This is a genomic window from Pseudomonas sp. Au-Pse12, from assembly GCF_021341665.1.
GTDB lineage: Bacteria > Pseudomonadota > Gammaproteobacteria > Pseudomonadales > Pseudomonadaceae > Aquipseudomonas.
In genome coordinates, this window is record NZ_JAJTTH010000003.1 from 21633 (window position 1) to 39970 (window position 18338).

16 protein-coding genes are annotated in these 18338 nt (G+C 65.5%); 11 read left to right on the plus strand and 5 right to left on the minus strand.

The genetic code is table 11. The features are described 5' to 3' along the window. Window positions 1-10: 10 nt before the first annotated feature. The 3 genes from LXM55_RS08455 to LXM55_RS08465 all read left to right on the plus strand — a co-directional run bounded on the left by LXM55_RS08455 (window position 11) and on the right by LXM55_RS08465 (window position 2920). Complete coding sequence (locus tag LXM55_RS08455; protein WP_233319983.1) at window positions 11-910, plus strand: metal ABC transporter permease; 900 nt, start codon at window positions 11-13, stop codon at window positions 908-910. Next, entirely contained in the window at window positions 911-1894 is a 984-nt protein-coding gene (locus LXM55_RS08460) for a metal ABC transporter solute-binding protein, Zn/Mn family (protein WP_233319984.1), read from the plus strand. A gap of 198 nt (window positions 1895-2092) precedes the next feature. Continuing rightward, window positions 2093-2920 (plus strand): class I SAM-dependent methyltransferase, encoded by an 828-nt coding sequence (locus LXM55_RS08465; protein ID WP_233319985.1) that lies wholly within the window; start codon window positions 2093-2095, stop codon window positions 2918-2920. 167 nt (window positions 2921-3087) lie between these two features. Here the strand turns inward: LXM55_RS08465 and LXM55_RS08470 are convergent, their stop codons facing one another. The 4 genes from LXM55_RS08470 to LXM55_RS08485 all read right to left on the minus strand — a co-directional run bounded on the left by LXM55_RS08470 (window position 3088) and on the right by LXM55_RS08485 (window position 7046). Next, complete coding sequence (locus LXM55_RS08470; protein ID WP_016965112.1) at window positions 3088-3312, minus strand: MbtH family protein; 225 nt, start codon at window positions 3310-3312, stop codon at window positions 3088-3090. 82 nt (window positions 3313-3394) lie between these two features. Further along, window positions 3395-4807, minus strand: coding sequence for an aspartate aminotransferase family protein (locus LXM55_RS08475; protein WP_233319986.1), 1413 nt, complete (start codon window positions 4805-4807; stop codon window positions 3395-3397). A gap of 235 nt (window positions 4808-5042) precedes the next feature. Beyond that, complete coding sequence (locus LXM55_RS08480) at window positions 5043-6368, minus strand: ATP-binding protein (RefSeq protein ID WP_233319987.1); 1326 nt, start codon at window positions 6366-6368, stop codon at window positions 5043-5045. Further along, window positions 6369-7046, minus strand: a complete 678-nt coding sequence (locus LXM55_RS08485) for a response regulator (protein ID WP_041119327.1) — start codon at window positions 7044-7046, stop codon at window positions 6369-6371. 154 nt (window positions 7047-7200) lie between these two features. On the opposite strand from LXM55_RS08485, the gene dsbD reads away from it, so the two are divergent. Genes dsbD through dsbG form a run of 3 tightly spaced genes read left to right on the plus strand, consistent with a single transcriptional unit; the run spans window position 7201 to window position 10558 of the window. After that, window positions 7201-8952, plus strand: a complete 1752-nt coding sequence (gene dsbD, locus LXM55_RS08490) for a protein-disulfide reductase DsbD (RefSeq protein ID WP_233319988.1) — start codon at window positions 7201-7203, stop codon at window positions 8950-8952. Beyond that, a complete protein-coding gene (locus LXM55_RS08495) occupies window positions 8952-9815 on the plus strand; it encodes a TlpA disulfide reductase family protein (protein ID WP_233319989.1) in 864 nt (287 codons plus the stop codon). The genes dsbD and LXM55_RS08495 overlap by 1 nt, the downstream gene beginning before the upstream one ends. Continuing rightward, complete coding sequence (gene dsbG / locus LXM55_RS08500) at window positions 9791-10558, plus strand: thiol:disulfide interchange protein DsbG (RefSeq protein WP_233319990.1); 768 nt, start codon at window positions 9791-9793, stop codon at window positions 10556-10558. The genes LXM55_RS08495 and dsbG overlap by 25 nt, the downstream gene beginning before the upstream one ends. Window positions 10559-10731: 173 nt before the next feature. Here the strand turns inward: dsbG and LXM55_RS08505 are convergent, their stop codons facing one another. Continuing rightward, window positions 10732-11550, minus strand: a complete 819-nt coding sequence (locus LXM55_RS08505; RefSeq protein ID WP_233319991.1) for an alpha/beta fold hydrolase — start codon at window positions 11548-11550, stop codon at window positions 10732-10734. A gap of 480 nt (window positions 11551-12030) precedes the next feature. On the opposite strand from LXM55_RS08505, the gene LXM55_RS08510 reads away from it, so the two are divergent. From LXM55_RS08510 to LXM55_RS08530, 5 genes are all read left to right on the plus strand, one after another. After that, a complete protein-coding gene (locus LXM55_RS08510; RefSeq protein WP_233319992.1) occupies window positions 12031-12561 on the plus strand; it encodes a fimbrial protein in 531 nt (176 codons plus the stop codon). A 220-nt stretch (window positions 12562-12781) separates the two neighbouring features. Further along, window positions 12782-13543, plus strand: coding sequence for a fimbrial biogenesis chaperone (locus LXM55_RS08515; RefSeq protein WP_233319993.1), 762 nt, complete (start codon window positions 12782-12784; stop codon window positions 13541-13543). Window position 13544: 1 nt separating this feature from the next. Then, a complete protein-coding gene (locus LXM55_RS08520; protein ID WP_233319994.1) occupies window positions 13545-16151 on the plus strand; it encodes a fimbria/pilus outer membrane usher protein in 2607 nt (868 codons plus the stop codon). Between the two features lie 14 nt (window positions 16152-16165). Next, window positions 16166-17512: a fimbrial protein gene (locus tag LXM55_RS08525; RefSeq protein WP_233319995.1), complete on the plus strand. Its 1347-nt coding sequence runs from the start codon at window positions 16166-16168 to the stop codon at window positions 17510-17512. Then, window positions 17502-18248 (plus strand): fimbrial biogenesis chaperone, encoded by a 747-nt coding sequence (locus tag LXM55_RS08530; RefSeq protein WP_233319996.1) that lies wholly within the window; start codon window positions 17502-17504, stop codon window positions 18246-18248. Before LXM55_RS08525 ends, LXM55_RS08530 begins: the two co-directional genes overlap by 11 nt. Window positions 18249-18338: the final 90 nt, after the last annotated feature.

Here is an 18338-nt window from a genome sequence, read left to right on the forward strand (position 1 = left end):
GTACCGCCTGATGAGCTATGAAGCTTTTCGCCTGATGGTCCAGGGCTGGGCCTCGTCCGGCTACCTGCCCGAAGCCCTGGCCTACGGGTTCGTGGTCAATGCGCTGCTGGCCGGCCTGCTGATCGGGCCGGTGCTCGGTGGCCTGGGCACCCTGGTGGTGGTCAAGCGCTTCGCCTTCTTCTCCGAGGCGGTGGGCCACGCGGCGCTGACCGGGGTGGCCATCGGCATCCTGCTGGGCGAACCCTACACCGGCCCCTACGGCAGCCTGTTCGGCTACTGCCTGCTGTTCGGCATCCTCCTCAACTACCTGCGCAACCGCACCGGGCTGGCCCCGGACACGCTGATCGGGGTGTTCCTCTCGGTGTCCCTGGCCCTGGGCGCCAGCCTGCTGCTGATCCTGGCCGGCAAGATCAACGTGCACATCCTGGAAAACGTGCTGTTCGGCTCGGTGCTCACGGTCAACGGCAACGACCTCTTGGTGCTGCTGATCGTCGGCGCCCTGGTGCTGGGCCTGAGCCTGCCGCTGTACAACCGCATCATGCTGGCCAGCTTCAACCCGCAGCTGGCGGCGGTGCGCGGGGTGGCGGTGAAATCCCTGGACTACCTGTTCGTGATCCTGGTGACCCTGATCACCGTGGCCGCGGTCAAGGTCATCGGCGCCATCCTGGTGGGTGCGCTGCTGGTGATTCCAGCCGCCGCGGCGCGCCTGCTGAGCCAGTCGCTCAAGGGCTTCTTCTGGATCTCGGTGAGCATCGCCACCGTCAGCACCCTGTGCGGCATCTTGCTGCCCATCGTCTTCGACCTGCCGGTGCCTTCCGGCGCGGCAATCATCCTGGTGGCCGGCGTGGCCTTCGCCCTGGCCGCCATCGCCCGCGGCACCGTGCCCAGCCTGAAAGGGAATATCGGATAAATGCACAGTTCATTGCCTCACTCGTCATGGCGTCGCCTGAGCCTGGCCCTGGCCCTCGGCGGCCTGATCAGCGGCCCGGCCCTGGCCGAGCGCGACCACTTCGAACCGATGCGCGTGGTGGCCAGCCACGGCATGGGCAACACCGCGCTGCACAGCGCCACCGCGCAACAACCGCTGACGGTGCTGGCCTCGCTGCCGGTGACCTTCGGCCTCGGGCAGATCCTGCTGCAAGGCACCCCCATCAAGCTGGAGCGAGCGGCCCCGGCCAACCTCCCCGGCTCGCGGCAGACCGCCTATTTCACCGGGCGCGGCGCCCCGGCCCTGAGCAAGCTGGCGCTGCAGGCCGACGCGGTGATCGGCCTGCGCTCGATCTGGCCGGACGATCCGCTGTACCCCAACGCGCGGCGCAGCAACATCCGCATCGTCGAGATCGATGCCGCGCGCCCGGTGGACGGCGCCCTGCCCGGGGTGGCCCTGCAACCGGGCCAGCGCGATGGGCTGAATGCCCAGCCCTGGCTGTCCAGCAACAACCTGGGGCGCATGGCCGACGTGCTGGCGGCGGACCTCGCACGCCTGGCGCCCGAAGCCAAACCGCAGATCGAAAGCAACCTGGCAGGGCTCAAGCAGCGCCTGCTGAAACTCAGCGCCGCCAGCGAAGCGCGCCTGGCCGAGGCCGACAACCTCAGCGTGCTGAGTCTTTCCGAGCATTTCGGCTATCTGGTCAGCGGCCTGAACCTGGAACTGGTGGAAGTCGACGCCCGCGCCGACAACGAATGGACGCCCGAAGCGCTGCAGAAGCTGCAAGCCCGGCTCAAGGACAACGACGTGGCCCTGGTCCTGCACCATCGCCAGCCATCCGATGCACTGAAGGCGGCCATCAGCGCCGGTGGCAGCCAGTTGCTGGTACTGGAAACCGACAGCGACGACCCGTTGAAGGAACTGGAAGGCAACCTGCAGCAAGTCACCCAGGCCCTGGCCTTGTAGCCGCTGCCGCAGGCTGCGAACGGCCCGCAGGGACGCGGCGTTCGGCGGGCGATAGCCAGGACCTTTGCGCAGCTTCGCCATGGCTCAGCAGCGGCTACAGCCGGCATCAGGGGTCGCTTACATATTTGCTCAAGATGACGGCCATTTCCCGGTGCTAGTCTGCGCATCGCAAAAATGCCCAGACAGGACACCCACGCCATGAGCGAATACCTGAAACTCAACAAGACCAATTGGGACGAACGCGCGCCCTTGCACGCGGCCTCGGAAGACTACGCGGTGCAGCGCTTCGTCGACGACCCGCAGTTTCTCTCCGAAGTCGTGCAATTCGACCGCCCCCTGCTGGGCGACATCCAGGGCCTGCGTGGCGTGCATCTGCAGTGCCATATCGGCACCGACACCTTGTCCCTGGCCCGCCTCGGCGCACAGATGAGCGGCGTGGATTTCTCCTCGGCGTCCCTGGCTGAAGCCCGGACCCTGGCCCAACGCTGCAATGCGCCTATCGACTACCACGAGTCCGACGTGTTCCTGGCCGCCGAGGTGCTGCCCAAGGGCAGTTTCGATCTGGTCTACACCGGCATCGGCGCGCTGTGCTGGCTGCCGAGCATCGAGCGCTGGGCACAGACCGTCGGTGCCTTGCTCAAGCCCGGTGGCCGGCTGTTCATCCGCGAAGGGCACCCGATGCTCTGGGCCCTCAATGAAGACCACAGCGACTCGCTACGGGTGGAATACCCCTACTTCGAACGCAGCGAGCCCCTGGTCTGGGAGGACGAAAACACCTACGTGCAAACCGACAGCGCCCTCAAGGCCACGGTGACCCACGAATGGAACCACGGCCTGGGGGAAATCATCAGCGCCTTGCTGGCCCAGGGCCTGGAAATCACCGGGCTGGTGGAACACCAGAGCATTCCCTGGGAGGCCCTGCCCGGGCAGATGGAAATGGACGAGCACGGTGAGTGGCGGCTCAAGCAAGCGCCATGGCGCCTGCCGCTGAGCTACACCCTGCAGGCCGTCAAGCGCAGCGCCTGATCGCCGGGCATGAAAAACCCGTCAAGCTCAAGACGCCAGCGCCTTTGTAGCCGCTGCCGCAGGCTGCGAACGGCTCCGAAGGAGGCGCCGCTCTTGAGAACGCTGAAGGGCCTGCGGCCCTTGGCGCAGCTTCGCCGTGGCTCAGCAGCGGCTACAGGCCTTGCAGATCAGCCGGCCACGGCCTGCTGGTCCATCTTCTGGCGCAGGCTCAAGGGCCGCATGTCGGTCCAGACTTCTTCGATGTAGGCCAGGCACTCCTTTTTGAAACCGCTCTTGCCCACGGTGCGCCAGCCTTGCGGCACGGCCTTGTAGTCGGGCCAGATCGAGTACTGCTCTTCATGGTTGACCACCACCTGGAACAGGATGTCCTCACGGTCGAATACTGAAGTCATTGCTTGTCTCCATCACTGATAAGGTTCGCCGCGCTCCACGCGCGGCGGTTGTGTAGAAAGAACGGATCAAGGCTGCAAAAAATTAGAGGCTGGCCACCGCCGCCGCGACCGCCTTGCTGAAGATCTCCGCCACCTGATCGATCTGCGCCGCCGTAATCACCAAAGGCGGCAGGAAGCGCACCACGGCGCCATGACGCCCGCCCAGCTCAAGGATCAGGCCACGCTTGAGGCATTCACGCTGCACCAGCGGCGCCAGCCGCGCATGTTGCGGCGGGTGGCCCTGGGCGTCCGGCGCACCCGTCGGGTCCACCAACTCGACGCCCAGCATCAGGCCACGGCCACGGATGTCGCCCAGTTGCGGGAAGTCGCGTTGCAGGATCAGCAAATGCTCGCGCAAGCGCTCGCCCATGGCCGCGGCATGCTCGGGCACACGCTGCTCCTTGAGGTAGCGCATCACTGCGGAACCGGTGGCCATGGCCATCTGATTGCCGCGGAAGGTGCCGGCGTGAGCCCCCGGCTGCCAGGTGTCGAGCCAGTCGCGATAAACCATCACCGCCAGCGGCAGGCTGCCGCCGATGGCCTTGGACATCACCACCACATCGGGAATGATCCCGGCGTGCTCGAAGGCGAACATCTTGCCGGTGCGCCCGAAGCCGCTCTGGATTTCATCGACGATCAGCGCCACCCCGGCCTGCTCGGTGATGCGCCGCACGCCTCGCAGCCAGTCCAGGTCCGCCGGGATCACCCCGCCCTCGCCCTGCACCGCCTCGACGATCACCGCCGCCGGCAACGCCACACCGGCTTCCGGATCGTTCAGCAGGTTTTCCAGGTAATGCAGGTTGACCTTGACCCCCTCGGCGCCACCGAGCCCGAACGGGCAGCGGTAGTCATAAGGGAACGGCAGGAACTGCACGCCATTGTTCAGCAAACCGGCCAAGGCGCGCTTGGGCCCCAGGCTGCCCATCAGGCTCAGCGCGCCCTGGCTCATGCCGTGGTAGCCGCCCTGGAACGACAGCACGGTGCTGCGCCCGGTGGCGGTGCGCACCAGTTTCAGCGCGGCTTCCACGGCGTCGGTGCCGGTGGGCCCGCAGAACTGGATCCTGGCCTCGGCGGCCAGGGCCTCGGGCAACAGGCCGAACAGGTCCTGGACGAACTGATCCTTGACCGGGGTGGTCAGGTCCAGGGTCAACAACGGCAATTCATCGGCCAGCACCTGCTGGATCGCGGCGATCACCACCGGGTGGTTGTGGCCCAGGGCCAGAGTCCCGGCACCGGCCAGGCAATCGATGAAACGCCGACCCTCGACGTCCTCGACGTGAATGCCACTGGCCCGCTTGAGTGCCAGGGGAATGCGCCGTGGATAACTGCGGGCATTGGATTCCTGACGGCTTTGACGGGCCAGCAGGGGCGACTCGTCGAACTGGTAAAGCGCCTCCACCGGGGTGGCGGCAAGGCCCACCGGCGAAGCATCGATAAGGCTGGTAACGGCTGACATGTCTCGAACCCTCGCGCTGCAATTTGTGCAAAACGGCCACCGGCCGGATGCGCCGCCCAAGCGCGGGTGCGCACTGACAGGTTTTCCTGTTCTGGAAACGCACCAGCGAGGTCGGGATTTACACCCCAAGGCGAGGAAATTGCACCTATCGCCCCGTAGGAGCCCGCTTGCTGGCGAAAGCGATCTTTCGGACCTCTTCGCTGGCAAGCCGGCGCCTACAGGGGGCGGTGATGGTTCAGGCGGGGTGGGCAGGCAGGGTCAGCTCGACCCGCAGGCCGTCGGGACGGCTGTCGAAGTTCAGCTCGCAGCCGCAGCGCTGGACGATGGCCTGGACAATCGCCAGGCCCAGGCCGCAGCCGCTGCTCTGGCTGTCCCGCCAGAAGCGCTGGGTCAGGTGCTGCAAATCTTGTGGGGGAATGCCCGGGCCATGGTCACGCACCTGGAAGCGCAGGCGACCGGCGACAATCTCCAGGTTCAATTCCACCGGGCACTCTTCCGGCGTATGGCGCAGGGCGTTGTCCAGCAGGTTGCGCAAGGCGGCGATGGCCAAGGTCGAGGGCATTGCCACCGGGGCTTCGCCGGCCTTGCCCTCCAGGTGCACCTTGACCCGGCTACGGGCGCCCACGGCTGCGTCCTGAATCGCCAGGCGCGCCACCTGCTCGGCGTTGCAGTGCACGCCGTCATCGAACGACAGGCTGCCCTCGACCCGGGCCAGCAAGAGCAATTGCTCCAGGGTCCGGTGCATGCGGTCGGCGCCTTCCTCGGCCCGGGCCAGGGCTTGATCGTGGGCCGCGCCTTCGGTCATGCGCGCCACCTGCAGGTGGGTCTTGATCGCGGTCAGCGGGCTGCGCAACTCGTGGGCGGCATCGCCGGTGAGCCGGCGCTCGCGCTCGATGGTCTTGGCGATGCGCTGGAACAGCTGGTTCTGGGTTTCCAGCAACGGCCGCAATTCGCTGGGCATGGGCTGGATCTGCAACGGCTCCAGGGAGTCGGCGCTGCGGCGCATCAGGGCATCGCGTATCCGGTTCAACGGCGCCAGGCTCTGGCCGATGCCCAGCCACAGCAGCCACAGGCAACCGAGCAAGGCCACGCCCACCGGCACCGAAGCGGCGAGCAGCACCGACAGGTTCAACGCCTCGCGCTCCACCTGGCGGTCGGCGGTGGTGATGCGCATGTCGCCGCGCACCAGGGTAAAGGTGCGCCAGGGCGCGCCGTCGATCATCTGGTCGTGAAAACCCAGTTTCTCGGCTTCAAGGGGATGCTCGGGCGTGCTGTGGCTGCGGGCCAGGATCTGCCCGCGCAGCGAGCTGACCTGGCAGGCCATGCCCCCGGGAATGGTCAGCGCCGCGCTGTTGATCTGGTTGCTCGGGCCATGCGACGGCAGCGCCGGCATCTGCTCCAGCAACCCGGCGACCATGCGCGCCGAGGCGACCAGGCGCTGGTCCAGGGAAAACATCATCTGGTTGCGCAGGTCGCTGAGCATCCAGGCCGCCGCCAGGGCCCAGATCAGGATGAAGGCGGCGCCGAGGGTCATGCTCAGGCGCAGGCGCAGGCTCCTCACTTACGGGTTCTCCTCGCCGTCGGCCGGGCCCAGGCGATAGCCCAGGCCACGCACGGTTTCGACGATGCCATTGCCGAGTTTGCGCCGCAGGTGGTGGATGTGCACATTCAGGGCGTTGCTCTCCAGCTCATCGTTGAAGCCATAGACGCTGTCCTTGAGCTGCTCGCTGGAGAGCACCCGGCCGCGGTTGTGCAGCAGCGCCTGGAGCAGCGATTGCTCGCGCCGCGACAAGTCCACCGGCTGGCCGCCGAGCAGGGTTTCCCGGGTGCTGGGGTCGTAGGTCAGGCGCCCGTGCTCGATCAGGTTGACGCTGCGCCCCGCCACCCGGCGCAGCAGGGTGTGCAGGCGCGCGGCCAGTTCACGCAGGTCGAAAGGCTTGAGCAGGTAATCGTCGGCACCGGCCTGCAGGCCGTCGACCCGGTCGGTCACCGAGTCGCGGGCGGTGAGGATCAGCACCGGAATCTCCAGGCCCTGCTGGCGCTGCTGCTTGAGCAGTTTCAAACCGTCTTCATCCGGCAGGCCAAGATCCAGTACCATCACGTCGAAATCGGCCACGCCGAGCATGGCCCGCGCTGCCGAAGCGGTGGCCACATGCTCGACCGTCAGGCCCTGGGCCGTGAGGCCGGCGACTATCCCGCTGGCAATCAGCTCATCATCTTCACAGACAAGTACGTGCATGGTCGGTCCTGTAACAAAGGCGTTGATTAAGCAGGCGGCGGATTAAGCGGACATTATGCCTGCCGCTCACTGGCCACAAGCCAGGCTGGGTTAATCATCGGTTAATCAGGACCGGCCATTGTGCTCGCATCTTGCACCGGTTTAAGGCTTGACCATGCGTCGATTGTTCATCCTGTTGTTCATGCTGTTCACCACACTGGCGCACGCCGGCAACAACCCGTTCGAGGTCAAGCCCGACTTCCTGCCGGTGGATAAAGCCTTCAACTTCACCTCCGAACGCCTGCCTTCCGGGGAAACCCAGCTGTTCTGGCAGATTGCCGACGGCTACTACCTGTACCAGAAACGCCTGAAGTTCGACGGCCTGGCCCAGGACCATCAGCCGCCACTGCCGGACGGCGAACACCACAGCGACGAGTTCTTCGGCGAACAGACGGTGTATCGCCAGGGCCTGGAAGTGAAGCTGCCGGCAACCGCCAGCGGCAAGGTCAAGCTGGGCTGGCAAGGCTGCGCCGACGCCGGCCTGTGCTACCCGCCGCAAACCCTGGAAGTCAACCTGGGCGGCGCGCCGGCAGTGGCCGCCAGCAACACCGCCGCAACCGTCAACGGCGCGGCCCAGGATCAACAGCTGGCCAATGAGCTGCAACAGAAATCCTGGGGCCTGGGCCTGCTGGCGTTCTTCGGCTTTGGCCTGCTGCTGGCCTTCGCCCCCTGCTCGCTGCCAATGCTGCCGATTCTCGCTGGCATGGTGGTCGGCAGCGGCGCCAGCCCGCGCCGCGGCCTGGCCCTGGCTTCAAGCTACGTGCTGTGCATGGCCCTGGTGTATGCCGGCATGGGGGTGATCGCCGCCCTGCTGGGCAGCAACCTGCAGGCCTGGCTGCAACAGCCCTGGGTGCTGGGCTGCTTCGCCGCGCTGTTCGTGCTGCTGTCGCTGCCGATGTTCGGCTTCTTTGAATTGCAAATGCCCGCCGTACTGCGTGACCGCCTGGAAGGCGCCAGCCGCCAGCGCCAGGGCGGCAGCCTGATCGGCTGCGGCGTCCTCGGCGCGCTGTCCGCGCTGCTGGTGGGCCCGTGCATGACCGCGCCCCTGGCCGGTGGCCTGCTGTACATCGCCCAGACCGGCAATGCCCTGTTCGGCGGTCTGGCGCTGTTCGCCCTGGGCCTGGGCATCGGCCTGCCACTGTTGCTGCTGGTGACCGTGGGCAACCGCTTCCTGCCCAAGCCCGGGCCATGGATGAACCTGCTCAAGGGCGTGTTCGGCTTCCTGTTCCTCGGCACCGCTATCTACATGCTGCGCCCGGTGCTCAGCAGCAACCTGTGGATCGGCCTGTGGGGCGCCCTGGCCCTGGTACTCGCCTACTGCGCCTGGCAGCAACGCGCCATTGCCGGGCGCCTGCTGCACCTGTTCGGCGCCGCCGCCGTGCTGTTCGGCCTGTGGGGCAGCGTGCTGCTGGTAGGCGCCGCCGGTGGCAGCGATGACCTGTGGCGACCGCTGAAGGTCTACAGCGGTGGCAGCGTGGCCGGCAGCACCACGGCCCACGATGCCTTCACCACCGTGAAGTCCCCCGCCGAACTGCAAAGCGCCCTGGACAGCGCCCAGGCCCAGGGCCAGTGGGTGCTGCTGGACTACTACGCCGACTGGTGCGTGTCCTGCAAGATCATGGAGAAAACCGTGTTCGGCCAGCCTCAGGTCCAGGACGCCCTGAAAGACGTGCGCCTGCTGCGCCTGGACGTGACCCTGGACAACGCCGACGGCCGCGAACTCCTGGGCCGCTACAAAGTGCCGGGGCCACCGAGCATGCTGTGGATCGGCCCGGACGGCAGCGAACGCCGCAGCCAGCGCATCACCGGTGAAGTGGACGCCAACACCTTCCTGCAACGCTGGACCCAGACCCGGGAAGCCCGTTGATGCTGACCTTTACCATCGGCACCTTTGCCATCGCCCTCAACCACCTGCTGCTGATCAGCGCCCTGGCCCTGGCCACCCTGGTGGGCTGGCGGGTGGCCAAGCGTGGCGGTGACAACCCCGAGTCGGTGCTGTTCTCACTGTTTCTGCTGGGCATGCTGGTCGCCCGGGTCAGCTTCGTGCTCGCCTACTGGAAGCACTACCAGCACGATCCGTGGATGATCATCGACCTGCGCGATGGCGGCTTCCTCGCCTGGCCGGGGGTGATCGTCATGCTCCTGGCGGCCCTGGCCTGGGGCTGGAAACGCCCGGCGCTGCGCCGCCCACTGGGCGCCGGGGTGGCCAGCGGCCTGGCCTTCTGGCTGCTGGCCAGCCTGTCCCTGAGCCTCTACGACCAGGGCACGCGCCTGCCGGAAGTGGCCTTGCGCAATGCTGCCGGCGACACCGTGCAACTCACCGACTACCAGGGCGGGCCGCTGGTGATCAACCTCTGGGCCACCTGGTGCCCACCGTGCCGGCGAGAAATGCCGGTGCTGGAAAAAGCCCAGCAGCAACGCCCGGACCTGACCTTCCTGTTCGTCAACCAGGCCGAAAGCATGCAAAGCGTCGCCACCTTCCTGGCCACCCAGGACCTGAACCTGGACAACGTGCTGTTCGACGGCAGTGGCCGCCTGGGCCAGGCCGTGGGCTCCATGGCCCTGCCGACTACGCTGTTCTATAGCGCCGATGGCCGCCTGCTGGGCAGCCACCTGGGGGAACTCTCGGAAGCCAGCCTGGCCCGGGCCCTGGAAAACTTCGACGGCGCCCACCCGACTTCGGTCGCTCCCTCAAGGAAACTGCCATGCCCTTCATCCGCCACCTGCTGAGCCTGTCTTTGGGCGCCGCGTTGCTCAACGTGCCGCTGTTGCAGGCCGAAGAACTGCCCGCGCCGATCCGCAAGATCGAGGAAAAAGGCGCCAAGATCATCGGCAGCTTCGATGCCCCGGATGGCCTCAAGGGCTACGCTGCGCAGTACCAGAACCGCGGCATGACCCTGTACCTCACCCCTGACGGCAAGCACGTGCTGCTGGGCAACCTGTACGACGCCGACGGCAAGGACCTGAGCGCCGAACCGTTGCAGAAACTGGTCTACGCACCGATGGCCAAGGAAGTCTGGGGCAACCTGGAAAAGAGCAACTGGATCGCCGACGGCAAGGCCGATGCACCGCGCATCGTCTACCTGTTCAGCGACCCCAACTGTCCCTACTGCAACATGTTCTGGGAACAGGCGCGGCCCTGGGTGAACGCCGGCAAGGTGCAATTGCGGCACATCCTGGTGGGCATCATCCGCGAAGACAGCCCTGGCAAATCCGCCGCCCTGCTCGCCGCCAAGGACCCGCAGCAAGCCCTGCAGGAGCATGAAAAGGCTGGCAAGGGCAGCGCCCTGAAACCCCTGGCGAGCATTCCTGCGGCGGTGCAAGCCAAGCTCGACGCCAACATGAAGCTGATGGAAGAACTGGAACTGTCGGCGACCCCGGCGATCTTCTACCTCGACGCCAAGGGCGACCTGCAACAGCAGCAGGGTGCCCCGGCCCCGGGCAAGCTGACGCAGATTCTCGGCCCCAAATAAGCCCCCTATGTGGCGAGGGAGCTTGCTCCCGCTCGGCCGCGTAGCGGTCGTAAAACCTGCCACCGTGTTTAACCAGGTGCACCGCATATAGCATGGTCGGGGGCGCTGCGCGCCCCAACGGGAGCAAGCTCCCTCGCCACAAAAGCCCCCCGCCAGCGCCAGCCCTTGGCGGGTTAATGCGAATGACGCGCCGCCAGGAAGTCCAACAACGCCCGGGTCACGAACGGCGGGTTTTCAAGGCTGGAGATATGCCCCGCCTCGGGCACCAGCTGATACGGGCAGCCAATGCGCTCGGCCATCTCGATCGTTTCCGCCGGCGGTCGCGGCTGGTCCTGATCACCGCACAGCAGCAAGGTGTTCGCCCCATCCAGGTGCTGCAGCTGATCCAGCACATCCGCCCGGCTGAAGGTGATGCGCCCCATGGGGATCACGCTCTGGCGCAGGCGCTCGGCCGGCAGCGCCGCGAGGCTGGCACGAAAATCCTGATACAACGCCGACTGCCGATCGATACCCGGACGGAAGAAGATCGGCACCACGATATCCAGCAGCGGCTCGGCGATCAGGCCGCTGTCCTCGATCTGCTGGAACAGGGAAAAGTAATACTGCCGGGTCGGCGCAGGCTCAGCCCCCAGGTAAGTGTCCATCAGCACCAGGCCGTTGATGCGCTGCGGCGCCGCCAGGGCCAGCCGCGCGCCCCACATGCCGCCCACCGACAAGCCCACCAGCGTGACGCGCTCGATCTGCAAATGGTCGAGCAAGGCCAGCATCTGCCGCGCCACATCGTCCAGTGACGCGGTGCCTGCCGGCAGCGCCCCGGACTGGCCATGGCCCCACAGGTCCACGGCGATCACCCGGTACTGCGCCGACAACGCCTCGATCTGCGGCGCCCACATGCTCGTGTCCCACAAGTAACTGCCGGCCAGGAACACCACCGGCCCCTGGCCCTGGTCAAGGTAGTGCAACGGTTGTCCATCGAGGGTGGCGAAAGGCATGGGGTAGCTCCTGTATGGGCCAACGAAAAAGGTCCGACAGATTGTTCCGCGCGAACAAGCTCGTCAATCGACGCAGACCGGCAAAATCGGTCAAAACATGTCCCCCGCCCCTTCCCGCAACCCCATGCAAGCGCCACGCATTACCCGCCGGCAACGCGGTTCTTGAGAGTTGCTCAAGACAAGCCGTCTATAGGGCTGACCTTATTTATTTTAACTTTAGGAATATTCTCAAACCGCCATTAGCGACGGCTTGTTAAGATCCAACTTCAAGATGCAACCAACTTTACAGTGGCCATGTAACAGAACCACCCGCTAATCGCGCCGATATAACCCTGCAAGTTGCTATCGCCGAAATAACTTTGCAGAAACATGAAAAATCAAATCATGAGCTTATAAAGCGCGGGCATTGATTTGCCGGTATTCGCTTACATAACCACGCCATTAACCCAGCCTACTCTTTCTCAGGGAATAGACCGTCAGATGAACTTCAAGAGCGTTTTACTTGCCCTCGGCATTATCAGTGCGCCTGGCCTGGCCATGGCTTCCAACACCATCAAGTTCCAGGGGCGCGTCGACACCTCGACCTGCTCGGTCACCGTCAACAACAGCGCAACCGCGCTGGTCGTGCTGCCCAGCGTGGCGGCCTCGGAACTGGCCACACTCGGCGCTACCGCTGGAGAAACCAACTTTACCATCGGTGTTTCAGACTGCCCCAGTGATACCAGCGCCAAGGAATTGAAAGTCGGTTTTGTAGGCAACAATGTCAATGCCGCGGGCCACCTCATCAACTCCGGCACCGCCGGCAACGTTGAGTTGGTGGTTTCAAGCTTGTCTAACGGCACCATCCTGAACCTCAACAACTGGACCTCTCAAGTCGCCGCCGACGGCATTACCTTGCCTGCCAACAGCACCACGGCAGAACGTGACTACTTCGTTCGCTACTACGCCACCGGGCTTGCCAGTGTGGGTAGCGTGGCCGGTTCCTTACAGTACTCGATCAGCTACCCATAATCGGAAAAAGCAACTTTCCCGAAACAACCACCAGAACCAAAAATGCAAATGCCATCAATCAGAGCCCACCTCTTATTGATGGCAACAGCAGACTAAAAAGCCCCATCGAACAAACCCAGCCAGCCCCCCGACCGTCAATACTTCGCCAGGCCCGCGCTCAATAAAACACCTGTCCCGAGCCCGCACGCATTGCTGTCGACACTTGAATCAGGCCAACGTCATGACAGCAGCAACGCGTTTTTTCAATACCCTCGCAAGGCGCTTCCTGCAGGGCTCGGTGCTCAGTCTGTGCGCCTTGATGCTGCCTGCATCGGCCAGTGTGATCGTGCAGGCAACGCGCCTTGTTTATCCGGCCGAGGCCCGGGAAATCAGCCTGCAACTGAGCAACGCCGATGCCCATCCCAACCTGATCCAGGTCTGGGCAGACATCGATAACCCCCAGTCCGATCCGGAAAACGCCGACGCGCCCTTCATCATCACGCCGCCGATCTTCCGTATGGAGCCCCGATCCGGGCAGACCGTGCGCATCATGCTGACCGCCGACAACCTGCCACAGGATCGCGAGTCGGTGTTTTACCTGAACACCCTGCAGATACCGCCCAAAGCCAAGGATTACGACGAGCAGAACCGTTTGCAGTTAACCCTGCGCAACCGCCTGAAGCTGTTCTACCGCCCCAGCCGGATCGCAGGAGCGCCCGGCGACATCGCCGCGCAACTGAGTTTCCAGATCACTCAGCAAGGCCAGGATTGGCTGATCACCGCACGCAACCCCAGCGGCTACTTCGCCACGCTGGTGGCAGGGCAGGTACTGGCGGGAAAACAGGCGCTCGGCTTCAAAACCGAAATGCTCGCGCCGTTCAGCACAAGCCAATGGCGCATGCTCAAGGCTGGCCCCCTGCCCAGCGGCCCGCTGCGCATCAGCGCGGCGCTGGTGAACGACTTTGGCGGACAGGACCTGCGCGAGTATGAGGCCACGCGTTGAGATGAACGCTCCGGTCCCGCGCGGGCGCCTCAAGCGCACCTGCCTGGCGGCGCTGCTGGCGGCTTGCTGCCTGCCCGCCACGGCTCGGCCCGACGCACCACAGCCGGCAGCGGACTACCGCTTCGATGACGCGCTGACCCTCGGCACTCGGGCAACCGCCAGCCTGTCGCGCTTCAACCGGGCCAACGCCATCGAACCGGGCCGTTACCAGGTCGACATCTACCTGAACAACACCTTCGTGACGCGCGCCATGGTCGACTTTCAATCGGTCGACGCCGCCGATGTCTCGCCATGCCTGAGCGACCAGTTCCTCCTCGACGCCGGGCTCAAGCCCAGCAGCCTCAATCCCCAGGCTGGCGTGAACGGCTCCCGGGCAACCGAGGCGAACTGCGCACCGCTGTCGCAACGCCTGGACGGCATCGCCAGCAGCCGCTTCGACCTGTCACGCCTGCGCCTGGACCTGTCGATCGCCCAGAGCCTGATGACCCAGGTGCCGCGCAACCACGTCGCCCCCAGCGACTGGGACGCCGGCACTCGCATGGCGTTCTTCAACTACAACACCCACTACTACCATTCGGCACACTCCGGCGGTCGCGGCAGCAACACCGACAACGCCTACCTGGGCCTCAACTCCGGGATCAACCTCGGGCTGTGGCGTCTGCGGCAACAGTCCAGCGCGCGTTACAGCAGCAGCGGCGCGCCGCGAACGGACTGGAGCAACGTACGCACCTATGCGCAACGGGCCCTGCCGGCCCTCGACAGCGAAATGACCCTGGGCGAAAGCTTCACCGCCGGCGACCTGTTCGCCAGCATGGCGTTTCGCGGGGTGCAGTTGGGCACCGACGAGCGCATGCAAGCCGAATCCCTGCGTGGCTATGCGCCCCAGGTCCGCGGCATCGCCGAAACCCACGCGCGGGTGCAGGTCAAGCAGAGTGGCCGCACGATCTACGAAACCAGCGTCGCGCCGGGCGCGTTTATCATCGACGACCTCTACGGCACCAGTTACCAGGGCGACCTGGAAGTCGAAGTGCTCGAGGCCGACGGTCGCCTCTGGACCTTTACCGTGCCTTTCACGGCCGTGCCGGATTCCATGCGCCCCGGCCTCTCGCGTTACAACGCGACCCTGGGACAGGCGCGCTACGTCGGCGACAACGACCTGTTTGCCGACTTCACCTACCAGCGCGGCCTGGACAACAACCTGACATTGAACAGCGGCGTGCGCGTGGCGGACGACTACCTGGCGCTGCTGGGCGGTGGCGTGCTGGCCACCGCCTACGGTGCCTTCGGCCTCAACAGCACCTTTTCCAGCGCCCGCACCGAACACCAGCAGCGCAACACCGGCTGGCGCCTGCAAAGCACCTACAGCAAAACCTTCCTGCCCACCTCGACCACCGTCTCGCTGGCCGGCTACCGCTACTCGACCCAGGGCTATCGTGACCTCAGCGATGTCCTCGGGGTGCGCGAAAGCGCCAGGAACAACACCACCTGGCGCTCGGGAAGCTACCAGCAGCGCACCCAGCTGACGGCCAACATCAGCCAGTCACTGGGGGACTTCGGCCAGTTCTACCTGTCCGCCTCCACCAGCGACTACTACAGCGACAGCAGCCGGGACACCCAACTGCAGCTCGGGTATTCCCACCACTGGCAACAACTCAGCTACAGCCTTTCGGTCAGCCGCCAGGAGTCCCGGCGCACCCAACTGCTCAACGACGACCAGCAGCCGCAGTACGTCTACAACCGCAGCACCAGCAACCGCAGCAACATGGTGATGCTCAGCCTGTCCATGCCGCTGGGTTCAAGCCCGAATTCGCCCTACCTGTTCAGCTCGGTCACCCATAACTCCACGGGGGGCAACACCTATCAATCCAGCCTCAGCGGCACCCTCGACGAGGCGCAGAACCTCAGCTACGGCGTGGATGCCTCGCACAACGATCAAGACAAGGTCACCGCCTGGGGCGGCAGCCTGCAGCAACGGCGCCCGCTGGCGACCCTGGGCGGCAACTTCGCCCAAGGCCAGAACTACTGGCAGGCCAGCGCCAACGCCCGGGGCGCGGCGGTGCTGCACAGCGACGGCCTGACCCTGGGCCCGTACCTGAGCGACACCTTCGGCCTGATCGAAGCCAAGGGTGCCAGTGGCGCCGAAGTGCGCAACGGCCAGGGCGCGAAGATCAACCCGGACGGCTATGCACTGATTCCGTCGTTGAGCGCCTACCGCTACAACGACGTCGGCCTGAACTCCACCGGCCTCAACCGCAACGCCGAACTGCAAGACAACCAGCGCCGCGTGGCGCCTTATGCCGGCGCGGCGGTCAAGGTGCAGTTCCGCACCCTGGTCGGCCATGCGCTGCTGATCAAGGCCCGCCACGCCAACGGCGAACCACTGCCACTGGGCGCCAACGTCACCGACGAGCAGGGCACCGTCATCGGCATGGTCGGCCAGGCCAGCCAGATCTATGCCCGGGTGGCAAACCGCCAGGGCGCGCTGCGCGTCACGTGGGGCGATGCCCCGGACCAGGGCTGCGAGCTGCGTTACGCGCTCACCGACAGCGCCGCCGAACAAGCCTTGATTCGCCTCAACGCCACCTGCCAGCAAGGCCCCGCCCCATGAAAGGTACGACTGTCATGCCCCCTGTCTGCACACGCCGAGCCCGTCGGCATGCCCTGGCCTGGATACTCTGCTCGGTGCTCATGCTGGCGCTGAGCGAAACCGCTCGGGCGCAATGTTACTGGGTGACCCGGGTGGGCACCGCCAACACCACCAACCTCTATGAGATTCGCCCGGGCGAAGGCTCGGCACGACGGATGTACAGCTGTGACACCTGCAATGGCTCGCTGGGCCTGCCCAACGTGATCAACGTCACCAGCCCCGAATTCCAGCCACCCGGCACCCTGCTGGCCTCGGGAATCGCCACGTTCATGGAGTATGGAAACAACGTCGAGGACAACCCGGACACGGTGTTCTACCGCTGCGCCCCCGAAGATGCCGGCAAACTCTTCGAGATGTACTCGACCAACGGCGACAACGCCTACAGCGGCCACCAGAACTACGAATACGGCACCAGCATCGGCGTATCCGGCGGTTTTGCCACGGCCTGGAAAGACGTGGTCAGCCGCCTCACCAACCTGGAAACCGGCGAGGTGTTCAGCAACATCTGGAAAGCCCGCAGCCTCACCGGCCTGGATGTCGACTCGCGCGGCTTCCTGCTGGTCAAGGCCAAGAACCTGAGCCGGATACGCACCGAGCTGTATCGCGTCGCCGTGCCCAACGGCATCGGCAACACCACCCTGGGGGTCTACGGCTACACCCAACCCAACGCCTACATCGCCTTCACCGGCCCCGGCATCAGTGGCCCGGTCGCCGGCACCAACCACCTCAACAGCTGGCCGGGCTGGCCCGACTACTGGCCTGGCACCATTGGCCTCTACGGCAAAGTCAGCATTCGTCGCTCCGCCACCTGCGCGGTGAACAACGTCACCCCGGTGGTGACCTTTCCCACGATCTCGATCCCCGAACTGAACGCCGGGGGCACCCGCCAGTTGCCCTTCGACATCGAGTTCAAGTGCGAAGCGGCGGCCGTCTCCGGCGTGACCAGCAACGCCACGGCCATGGGCATCCTGGTCTCGGCCGGGAGCCTGGCCGCGGCCAACCAGCTTGGGCTGGTGAGCAACGGTGGCGCTTCCCACCTGCTCTCCGACCAGTACGGCAGTCCCGGCATCGCCTCGGGCGTGGGCATCCGCATCCAGCGCAACCATCAGGACATACGGCTGCTGACCCACCTGAACACCGGCAGCAACAACGCCGGTGGCTGGTACCCCGCACAAGGGCCGGCCTCGGTGCTGCTCGATACCCAGGGCGGGATCAAGCGCTACCGCGAAACCTTCAGCGCCACCCTGGAAAAACTCGCGGGCCAGACCGTCACGCCCGGACAGATAGACGCCACCGCCCAGGTGATCATCCGTGTCCAGTAACCCCCGGCGTGCGCGACAACTCCTTGGCCTGTGCCTGCTGTTGGCCATGGCCGATACCCGCGCCGGAGTCACGGCGGAAAAGACCCGGGTGGTGTTTTCCCTCCCCGCCAGCGAAAGCGCCCTGCAGGTGATGAACCAGAACCCCTACCCGGTGGTGGTACAAACCTGGGTCGATGACGGCGAGCCCGGTTCGACACCGGACATGGCCCAGGCGCCGATCCTCCCGCTGCCGGCCATTTTCCACATGGAGCCGGGCGAGCAGCGCAACCTGCGGTTGATCTACACCGGCGAAGCACTGCCCAACGACCGCGAATCGCTGTTCTGGCTCAACCTCTACGAAATCCCCCCACGCACCAGCGCAGCGCAGCCACCGGACAGCACCCGCCTGACCGTGACCCTGCGCACGCAGATGAAAGTACTGATGCGCCCCGAGCACCTGCCCGGCAGCCCGGACAGCCTCAACCAACAGTTGCGCTTCCACCTGGACAACAGCCCGAGCGGGCCCCTGCTGCGCATCGAAAACCCGACGCCCTATTTCGCCACCCTCAGTGAAATCCAACTGAAACAGGGCGCCACCCGCCAGGCCGTGCCAGGCACCATGATTGCGCCCTTTGCCGAACAAGCCCTGCCGCTCACGCAACCTGAGCGCTTCACCCACAACGGGGCCGTGGTCGAATTCACCCGAGTCGACGACGATGGCAACCTGCGCCCCGGCAGCGCCCGGCTCAGGCCCTGAGCGCCTCAAGCCCCGGAGCGACCGCAGCACTCAGGCGCCCATCGAGCCAGACCGCCGAACCCGGCGGGCTCGAAAGCCGGCGAACTACAC

Coding starts and splice junctions, on each gene's coding strand:
- LXM55_RS08515 (WP_233319993.1), top strand. CDS start 12,782: ATGACAGCAGCAACGCGTTTTTTCAATACCCTCGCAAGGCGCTTCCTG.
- LXM55_RS08470 (WP_016965112.1), bottom strand. CDS start 3,312: ATGACTTCAGTATTCGACCGTGAGGACATCCTGTTCCAGGTGGTGGTC.
- LXM55_RS08525 (WP_233319995.1), top strand. CDS start 16,166: ATGCCCCCTGTCTGCACACGCCGAGCCCGTCGGCATGCCCTGGCCTGG.
- LXM55_RS08465 (WP_233319985.1), top strand. CDS start 2,093: ATGAGCGAATACCTGAAACTCAACAAGACCAATTGGGACGAACGCGCG.
- LXM55_RS08510 (WP_233319992.1), top strand. CDS start 12,031: ATGAACTTCAAGAGCGTTTTACTTGCCCTCGGCATTATCAGTGCGCCT.
- LXM55_RS08455 (WP_233319983.1), top strand. CDS start 11: ATGAGCTATGAAGCTTTTCGCCTGATGGTCCAGGGCTGGGCCTCGTCC.
- LXM55_RS08475 (WP_233319986.1), bottom strand. CDS start 4,807: ATGTCAGCCGTTACCAGCCTTATCGATGCTTCGCCGGTGGGCCTTGCC.
- dsbD (WP_233319988.1), top strand. CDS start 7,201: ATGCGTCGATTGTTCATCCTGTTGTTCATGCTGTTCACCACACTGGCG.
- LXM55_RS08505 (WP_233319991.1), bottom strand. CDS start 11,550: ATGCCTTTCGCCACCCTCGATGGACAACCGTTGCACTACCTTGACCAG.
- LXM55_RS08460 (WP_233319984.1), top strand. CDS start 911: ATGCACAGTTCATTGCCTCACTCGTCATGGCGTCGCCTGAGCCTGGCC.
- LXM55_RS08520 (WP_233319994.1), top strand. CDS start 13,545: ATGAACGCTCCGGTCCCGCGCGGGCGCCTCAAGCGCACCTGCCTGGCG.
- dsbG (WP_233319990.1), top strand. CDS start 9,791: ATGCCCTTCATCCGCCACCTGCTGAGCCTGTCTTTGGGCGCCGCGTTG.
- LXM55_RS08495 (WP_233319989.1), top strand. CDS start 8,952: ATGCTGACCTTTACCATCGGCACCTTTGCCATCGCCCTCAACCACCTG.
- LXM55_RS08485 (WP_041119327.1), bottom strand. CDS start 7,046: ATGCACGTACTTGTCTGTGAAGATGATGAGCTGATTGCCAGCGGGATA.